This is a genomic window from Mesorhizobium sp. M0815 (genome assembly GCF_040319995.1).
Taxonomy (GTDB): domain Bacteria; phylum Pseudomonadota; class Alphaproteobacteria; order Rhizobiales; family Rhizobiaceae; genus Mesorhizobium.
Genome location: NZ_JAMYOU010000025.1, coordinates 68,092 through 76,346 on the forward strand (window position 1 = coordinate 68,092; position 8,255 = coordinate 76,346).

Annotated in this window: 9 protein-coding genes; 3 read left to right on the forward strand and 6 right to left on the reverse strand. The window is 61.2% G+C overall.

Going from position 1 to position 8,255, the window contains the following annotated elements:
- Positions 1-24 precede the first annotated feature (24 nt).
- Positions 25-1,086: a phosphate ABC transporter substrate-binding protein PstS gene (gene pstS, locus NKI01_RS23795; protein WP_031194537.1), complete on the reverse strand. Its 1,062-nt coding sequence runs from the start codon at positions 1,084-1,086 to the stop codon at positions 25-27.
- A gap of 276 nt (positions 1,087-1,362) precedes the next feature.
- Between pstS and NKI01_RS23800 the strand changes: the two genes are divergently transcribed.
- Positions 1,363-2,097, forward strand: a complete 735-nt coding sequence (locus tag NKI01_RS23800) for a hypothetical protein (RefSeq protein WP_352964850.1) — start codon at positions 1,363-1,365, stop codon at positions 2,095-2,097.
- A gap of 91 nt (positions 2,098-2,188) precedes the next feature.
- Here NKI01_RS23800 and NKI01_RS23805 read toward each other — a convergent pair whose 3' ends face one another.
- Positions 2,189-3,181, reverse strand: coding sequence for a DUF2865 domain-containing protein (locus NKI01_RS23805; protein ID WP_352588335.1), 993 nt, complete (start codon positions 3,179-3,181; stop codon positions 2,189-2,191).
- Positions 3,182-3,513: 332 nt separating this feature from the next.
- Here NKI01_RS23805 and NKI01_RS23810 point away from each other — a divergent pair, with 332 nt between their 5' ends.
- Complete coding sequence (locus NKI01_RS23810; RefSeq protein WP_023720934.1) at positions 3,514-3,729, forward strand: hypothetical protein; 216 nt, start codon at positions 3,514-3,516, stop codon at positions 3,727-3,729.
- A 137-nt stretch (positions 3,730-3,866) separates the two neighbouring features.
- Here the strand turns inward: NKI01_RS23810 and tolA are convergent, their stop codons facing one another.
- The 4 genes from tolA to NKI01_RS23830 form a co-directional block, all read right to left on the reverse strand.
- Positions 3,867-4,253, reverse strand: coding sequence for a cell envelope integrity protein TolA (tolA, locus tag NKI01_RS23815; protein WP_352480865.1), 387 nt, complete (start codon positions 4,251-4,253; stop codon positions 3,867-3,869).
- Positions 4,254-4,634: 381 nt separating this feature from the next.
- On the reverse strand, positions 4,635-5,525 hold the full coding sequence (locus NKI01_RS23820; RefSeq protein ID WP_352588332.1) for a glutathione S-transferase family protein: 891 nt from the start codon (positions 5,523-5,525) through the stop codon (positions 4,635-4,637).
- Positions 5,526-5,552: 27 nt separating this feature from the next.
- On the reverse strand, positions 5,553-6,134 hold the full coding sequence (locus NKI01_RS23825; RefSeq protein WP_023720938.1) for a VOC family protein: 582 nt from the start codon (positions 6,132-6,134) through the stop codon (positions 5,553-5,555).
- A gap of 400 nt (positions 6,135-6,534) precedes the next feature.
- Positions 6,535-6,975 carry an SRPBCC family protein gene (locus tag NKI01_RS23830; RefSeq protein WP_023678521.1) on the reverse strand — a complete coding sequence of 147 codons (441 nt, stop codon included), beginning with the start codon at positions 6,973-6,975 and terminating at the stop codon, positions 6,535-6,537.
- Between the two features lie 116 nt (positions 6,976-7,091).
- Here NKI01_RS23830 and NKI01_RS23835 point away from each other — a divergent pair, with 116 nt between their 5' ends.
- Positions 7,092-8,159, forward strand: coding sequence for an adenylate/guanylate cyclase domain-containing protein (locus tag NKI01_RS23835; RefSeq protein WP_023720940.1), 1,068 nt, complete (start codon positions 7,092-7,094; stop codon positions 8,157-8,159).
- The last annotated feature ends 96 nt before the right edge of the window (positions 8,160-8,255 follow it).

The window sequence follows — 8,255 nt, forward strand, 5'->3', positions numbered from 1 at the left end:
CGTCGACGCCCTCCCTGGAGGAGATTACATAGCCGAGTAGAGCGGCTTGCCGTCGCTGCCGACGACTTCCTTGGCCCACATGGCCTTGACGCTCTCGACCACCTTGTCGGGCATCGGAACGTAGTCCAGCTCGCCGGCCATCTCGTCGCCCTTGTCGTATGCCCAGGCGAAGAATTTGAGCGCTTCGCCGGTGGTCGCGGCATCGTCCGGCTTCTTGTACAGGAGGATCCACGTTGCCGCCGTCATCGGCCAGGACTCGGCGCCCGGCTCGTTGGCGAGGATGACGCCATAGCCCGGCTGCGAGCTCCAGTCGGCATTGGCCGCTGCCGCCGAGAATGCCGCCGCGGTGGGTTCGACCTTCTTGCCGTCCTTGTTGATCATATCGGTGTGGGTGAGCTTGTTCTGCTTGGCATAGGCGTATTCGACATAGCCGATCGCGCCGCCGGTCTGGGAGACGTTGTTGGCAACGCCCTCATTGCCCTTGGCGCCGATGCCCACGGGCCATTCCACGGCCTTGTCGACGCCGACCTTTTCTTTCCAGTCCGCGCTGACGTCGCCGAGGTAGTATGTGAAGTTGAACGTCGTGCCCGACCCATCGGAACGGTGAACGACCGCGATCGCCTGCGAAGGCAGCTTGACGTCGGGATTGAGCTTCTTGATCGCCTCGTCATCCCAGCTCGTGATCTTGCCGAGGAAGATGTCGGCCAGCGTCGGGCCGTCGAGAACCAACTCGCCCGGCTTGATGCCTTCGAGGTTGACGACGGGAACGATGCCGCCCATCACCATCGGGAACTGAGCCAATCCGGACGATTCAAGCTCTTCGCCTTTCAGCGGCGCATCAGAAGCGCCGAAGGTAACGGTCTTGGCTTTGATCTGCTTGATGCCGCCGCCGGAACCGATCGACTGATAGTTAAGCCCAATGCCGGTGTCTTTCTTGTAAGTGTCGGCCCACTTCGCATAGATCGGGTAGGGGAAGGTGGCGCCGGCGCCGGAGATGTCCGCGGCGAGCGCGGCGGACAGGGTGAGGGTAGTCGTCGCCGCAGCCATTGCAATCGCAACGGCCGCCGAGCGGATGAAATGTCTCATGTGGCCTGCTCCTGTTCGGAATATGGTCTCTCGGCGCCATTCCTCCGGCGCCCGCTGAGGCCAATAGCCCCCGATTATTACAGTCGCATGACAGTTTCATGTCGCTCCGGTAACGTCGTCCAGCCGGGTTAAGAAGGAACGGCCGCGGGCTTTGTCGGCATGGGCCGCGGTTTGCCGCTGGAATCAGCAGCTTGCGTGAATTCCGGCCGGCTTTGTCCGCTCGACGATAGCAGCCACTGACCTTGAGAAGAAAAAAGCCGGACGGGAGCGCGTTGCATGCAGCCAGAACGTGTCATGGCCGCACCATCGCCGAAACAGGTCCGTTGGGGTAAATCTGACCCTGTTTCTTGCCGGCGGTCGCTGCTCCCGCCCGTAACTGGAGGAGCGAACTTCGAATATCCCATTGTCGCGACTGAGCGCGCCATTGGGTATGGTGCGATCGCACCATGGCCTTACGCTGGAAGCGGTGACGAATCGCAAGGTTTTAACTCGCCTCGCGCTGGACCTCCATCCGCGCCCGACCCGGCGCTCGATCTTTCGAGCGGGGCCTTCGACTGGAAGTGCGACGATTTCTACTTCACCTTACCTACTCCCTCTGCACTATTCCGCCGGTTGTCGGTTGGGCCGAAGCAGCGTTATAAGCTTGCAGGGGTGTTGCTGATGTTTCGACGGATTCTGCCTGTCTTCCTGTGCCTGGCGCTGCTTCTGGGAACCGGCTGTGCGCGCAGCTATGACGGCACCGTGATCATTCCCAAGCCGCTCGATGTTCGCCGTTTCTGGGACCGGCCTTCTCCGCAGGCGCCAGCCGAACAGTCGCAGCTGGAGACCGATGTCTTTCCTGTGGCGCCTCAAACGCCGAAAAGGCCGGCGGTGCGCCGGAGCGCAGCTTCCGTTGCAGCGCCACGAAGGAAGGTCGCCAATCCGCCCATGCTGTCATCGGAGCCGGCGAAGCCGCTCACCTGCAGGAATGTCAGCCAGCCCGGCAAACGGGCCCGCATGGTCTGCGAATAACCAACCGGCCGTCGGTCGATGCGTGCGGCTGTAGGCCTTGAAGCGGCTATCCGGCCAGCCGTTCGCCGTCTCGGGACATCGCCTGCCTTGGTCAGTCCGCCGGGAAAAAGGCCGGCCCGACCACTCTCACCGGCCGCGCGCCGATCGCTCTTTCGACCGACTGATGCTGGGCAGCCCCTGGTACCTCGGCAACCAGCGTTTTTTCCCCTGCGAGAGCGGTACCGGCGGTTTGGATCCCGGATTCAGGAATTTCCGCGACGATGCCAAAATCCGGCTTTGCCGTCGGCAACGGAATGATGGCGTTGCTCATGTTGGCCGGTGTCACGGTTCGTGCCCTGAGTTCGGCGACGCGCTGGTAATAGCGCTTGACATCGCAGGCCTTGAAGTTCGCGTCGTCGCGGTACCTGAAGGCGGTCGCAAGCTCCACATAGGGCTTTTGCGTCTCGAGCGCGATCATCTCTTCGGTCTCGCGGGTGGCATCGCTCAGCGTATAGAGTTCGACGCCGGCATCGTCGCAGATATAGCGGCACTGATCGACCGTTTCCTTCAGATCGTCGTTCTTGGCGAACTGCGATTTTGGCGCGGGGAAGAAATATCCGTCCGACAAGCGAACGCAAAACAGCATCCGATTGCCACCCATTATTGCGCCTGCGGACTGAGGTTTTGGTGCTGTGCGCTGCTGTGCCTGCGGCTGGTTCTGCTGCGCCTGCTGCTTCTTGGCAGCGGGGGCGGCGCAGCCTAGCGCGACGAACCTGGCCTTCAGGCCGGAGGTGTCCCTGCCCGAATTCGACAGTCTGGCGATCTGCCGTTGCACCTCCGCCTTGCTGCTTACGAGGTCGGCGCAGGGGTTGAAGAAGAACCCGGCCGTTTTCGCCGTGCATCGGCGCTGTCTCTCCAGCCTTTGAATCGCGGCGAGTTGCCGGCGTAGTTGGGCAAGCTCGGGGCTGGTCCCGGCGCCACGCCCCGCCGAAAGCAATTGGCTCCTGATCGCGCCGCAGCTATCCGCATAGGAGGAGGACGTGCCGAGCGCAACGGCTATTGCCGACACCAGCATCAGAATCGTGAGAAGCCAGAAGCGTGTCATTGGAGCGACCATTGTCCTTGTTGCGCCGAGAACAGGATTTCTTTGTCGACTATGGATAAGTACTGGCTAAATCAGTTTTACCTAATTGAAGTAGACCGCACCGCCACCAGAGACTTTAGTTCTAGTGTATTATATCCGCTGGCGTAAATTCAATATTACATTTTTATTTCAAGATTGAGACGAACCGGCAGCAACGCCGGCGAACTCGCGCCACGGCGAAGTTTGAAGCACCCGGCCGGATCCGCACCGCGATCAATCCGGCGTTACCGGCCGGCCGTTGCTGAAACCTTAGCCCCACGTTCGGCGGTGAGCGGCCAAGGAGGAGACCGCAAATGTCGATTCATTTCACTGTCGCGGGCCTGACCAGGAATCTGTTCCATTCACTTGGGCTGGACCATGAACGCACACCGAGGCCGCTCGACCACGAGCAGAGGCTTTTGCTGGAGTGCTATCTCGCCGGCCAGATTCCGGAATCGGCCTGGAGCGACTATGTCTTCGAAATGCCGGAACTGGCGCGACATGTCGAGGCCAGACGAAGCCGCCACTAAAGCGCATCGCGGTCGACCCGGCCTCATGCGACGCGCTTAGGTTCTTGTTTTATGCATGTCGTTGTCGCAAAACCGCTGCACACTTTTGCTCGACATGCGCTAGATCCCGAAAAGTAGAATCCGGTTGTCGGAAAAGATCAAGGCGAAGCCTGCACTCGCGTTGCAGGCTGTTTTTGTTTGGGCGAGTTGAATTGCAGAGTGAACACCTTGCCCGGGATGCCTTCAGCCAGCGCCGGTGAAAGGCTCAACGGCAGGCAGTGGTCCACGGCCGCAATCGCCGCGTCGACAAAAGCTTGCCGCGCCTTGTCGTCGCCGGCCACGCGGATGGCGGTCGGCTTGGGCCGGCCGATCAGCGTGCCATTGCGCCTGAAGCTGAAGCTCAGGGTGACGGTGGAATTCCCGGCATTCGCTGGGGGGGTCCAGCACGCCTGGATGGCAGCCCCGACCTCGGGCATGGTGTTGAGCGTCGCTGCATTCGATTGACCGGCTGCACCCGCCAGCATGGCGCCTGCAATCACCACCATTCCAGCAATGCTTTTCATGACAGGGCCTCTGTCCTTGAACCGCCCTCGAGGACGTGACTAACTTCGATGGTAGGGCCGACATCGGCGATGACAAGGTGCCAGCAACGCGCTTCATCAGCCATGCAGGCGTCGGGAAGCGCCGTCGACCGCAACTTCGGCAGGGCTGCAACAAGCAAAAGGCCGGCGAGCAGCCGACCTTTGCTTTCCATCCGCGCCAGTACATCCGTGGTCGCGGGCTGGAGGTGGATACAGTAGAAAGGGTTTCGGTTAACGAAACCTTAAGCTCCCCACATCGTGCAAACAGGGGAGAGTAAAAAGAATTACCCCAGATCGTTACCGGCTCCTGCAGAACGTACGGACGATCGCCGGCCTGCACGTGCCTCAGGCGTTGGCCTGCGACCGCACATAGGCGATATAGCCGCGCACATCGCCGGCCGGCTCGGCATAGGCCTTGCCGAGCTTCTTCTCGATCGCCGTCATATAGTCTTTTGCCCATTGGGGCAGCGCATAGTCGATGACGGCGAGGAACTCGAGCGTCGCCGCCAGACGGATGTCGGCGATCGACGGGTTCTTGCCGCCGATGAACGGCTTGCCGTTCCTGAAGAAGCTGTGAAAGACCTCCAGCGGCTCGGCAATTGCGGCCGCCGCGGCCTTCTGGGCTTCCGATTTCCTGTCGGGATGAGCGTCGCTGTGGCCGACCTCGCCGGCATATTGCGGGAAATTCAGTGCTGGATAGGTGGCGCGCGCCACATAGGGGTAGAGCGTGCCGATCAGGTAGAACATGGCACTGTCGATCATTGCCCGCTTGGCGGGTTCCTTAGGGTACAATTTTTCCAGCCCGTGCTTGTTGGCGAGGTACTGCATGATGGCGCAGCTTTCCCACAAGACACCTCTCGGCAGGCCCTTGTCCTCGATCATCGGGGTCAGGTGGGCCGGGTTTCGCGCCATATATTCAGGCGAGCGCGTGTGGCCCCATACGTCGGTCTCGGAATGGTCGAGCCCGGCCGCGCGCGCAAACACCCGTACGCTCATATTGTTGACGCTCGGCTTCAGCATGCTGAGCATCAGCGCGGGTTTTTTCGCTGATTTCGCTACGGCCTTCCGCGCGGACTTCGCGGATGCCTTGGCTGCAGGTTTTGCGGCGGCTTTCGTTGCCGACTTGGCGGACGCTTTCGACGCCTTGGCAGCAGGCTTTGTCGCGGCCTTGGCAGCTGGTTTCGGAGCGGCCTTGGCGGCCGGCTTCTTCGCACTCTTCGTTGTCGTCTTTGCCATTGTGTCCTCCCTTTGTTTGGCCTGTCGTCAGTATGGATCTTTCGGAGCGCGGTCTTCCGACAAGGTCGCGCGGGAGCGCTCGACAAGCGCCTGGATCGCGTCGGCGAGATGCACCTCGGCTATTGCGTAGTCGCCGCGCGCGACGCGGATCTTGTGCGCCTGCATCAACACGTCGGCATGGGTGAAGCCCGCCGGCGGCTCGAAACGGTAGGAGGCGAGCTCGATCAGCAGGCCGAGCGGATCCTCGAAGTAGATCGAGTCCATGAAGCCGCGATCCTTGACGCCGCTGTGCTTGATGGCGCGCTCGTCGAGCCGGCCGACCGCCTGCAAAAAGGTGACGCGCGACACCGCGAAAGCGATGTGATGGACGCAGCCCGTATCGGTTGGCGTGCGCCGCTTGACCGGCGTGCGGCTCTCGTCGGTGAAGACGGTGATCAGCCGGCCGTCGCCCGGATCGAAATAAAGATGGCTTTCGCTGGCTTTGTCGAGGTTGGGCTGCTCGAAGATGAAAGGCATGCCGAGCACGCCTTCCCAGAAATCGATGGAGCTCTGGCGATCGGCGCCGACCAGCGTGATGTGATGGACGCCTTGTGATTGCAGCTTCTGCATCTGACTCCTCCCGGCCACGCCGTCTTGCCGCCGAACGGAAGTTCGGATGCCCAGTCGCGCTTGGATCAGCGCCCGGCATGTGACCGCGCCCGGCCTCGCTCGCCTGCGCTCCGCATTCCGCATCCTGCAGGAGTGCGGCCGGAGCTTTGATGAACGGATGCTAATTCAATCCGAGGCGTTGCGCCAGAAGCGCTGAGTTTCAAGAAGAGCGGCATCGGGATCGCGGACGCCTTCGCCGAGCTCGCCGAAACGATCCGTCGCCGGCAGCTGTAATGGTGCGGCAGCCCGCAGGTCGCTGGGTTTCCCGAGCGGCCGGTTTGGCGACGGCAGGTCAAAGGGGCCTCGTTGACGCATGCCGCGCCTGGTTCGGATTACGGGCATCCGCGGCCCTTAGATGAAATCACATATTCTTCATCGGCACGTCGGGATCGACATGTCCCCCATCGGCAGTGATCTTCAGCCTTGAGAGGTAGTGCTCCCATCCCCTTCGGTGGCTGTCACGCTCCTTTGCGTTCGGCAGTCCGCTGTGCGTGAAGCGGATCAGTGTCCCCGCATCCCTCGCGATCAGGTCGATCTCGACATGGCTGGAGCCGGGCGGCACGGTCTCGTTGTCTTCCCAGCCAAAACTGTAGGCAAGACGGTGGACCGGGATCACCTCGGTGAACTCACCGCGGGCCATATGGCGACCACCGACATTGACGAGGAACAGACCGCCCGGCGATGCATCCAAATTCGCTTCGGTCCCGATCCATCGCACGATCTGGTCCGGATCCGTCAAAAGCGCGAACACGGTCGCTTGTGGCGCGGCGACCTCAATCTCTGTGTAAACCGATTCCGCCATCGCTCACTCCAGGTGACATCCGCATCGAATGCCGTGCATGATTGAAGCGAATGTGGGGAGTTGCAAGAAGATGTTCGAGGCGTAAGCATAAGCCTGTGCCGAGTGACCTTCTACCGATGCTTCTCGCAAACTCGCTTTCATTCCTTCTGGACGACGCCGCGCATATTGGCGACGGTGGGCGACTTCTATTGCAGCTCTCAACGCATTTGATGGAAGACGGCTTACCGATCATCGCCGGCGCGCTGGCGCAGGATGCTCCCGACCCGATCATTTCACGCCGCATCTGGCTCTGGCGAGCGCCTGGGAATGAAGTGGTCGAGGCTTTGGGCATAGGCGCCGACCGCCAGAATGCCGATCCCCGCCTCGTGCTGCGGGAGTGGCTTGGCACGACGCGGGCGATGGTGTTCGACGAGCGAGCGGGCGGTGTCGCACCGACTTTGGTGTGGGCGTTCGATCATACTCCGGATGAGGCGCAGTCAGAGCTGCTGCGGCAAATCTCCCGGTTTGCTGCGGCTCCGATGACCGCACTCGCAGAACGGTCCGCGAAACGCGCATTGCTCGAAGCATATTTGGGAAAGCGCAGTGCAGCACATGTGCTCAACGGTCATTCTCGTCGAGTAAAGGGAGAGACGATACGGGCTGCGCTTCTGTGCGCGGACCTTCGAGGTTTCACCGATCTATCCGAGGTTCATGATGCAGACGAGATCGTATTGGTACTTGATGCCTGGTTCGATTGCGTCGCGGGCGCGGTGCACGCATTTGGTGGTGAGGTTCTCAAGTTTATAGGTGATGGCGTCCTCGCGATTTTCCCGATTGGCGAGCGCGATGCAAATGCCGCATGTGACGCTGCGGTACGCGCCGTGAAGGCCACGCGCGCCGGGATAGATCATCTCAACCAAACTCGGCGCCGCAATGGCGGCCCTGAGCTCGGATATGGCATTGGCCTGCATGTCGGCGAGATACTCTGGGGGAACATCGGCACTGCCGGCAGGTTGGACTTCACCGCGATCGGCAAGGCTGTAAATCTTGTCAGCCGCATCGAAGGGCTGTGCAAGCCGTTGGGACGGACGGTGCTCGCGTCGACAGTGTTCGAGGCAGAAACTACCGAGCCGATGATCGCCATGGGCAGTCATCCGCTCGGAGGAATAGCAGGCGCGCAAACACTTTTCGGCTTACCGGAATAGATCGAATGGTTAGTTGTGTGCGTCAAGTTCTGCAAAAATGGCGTGGCAGTAGCTGTGACGTCGGCGTGTCCGCCGCGCAGCCCCCGTGTTTAGCGG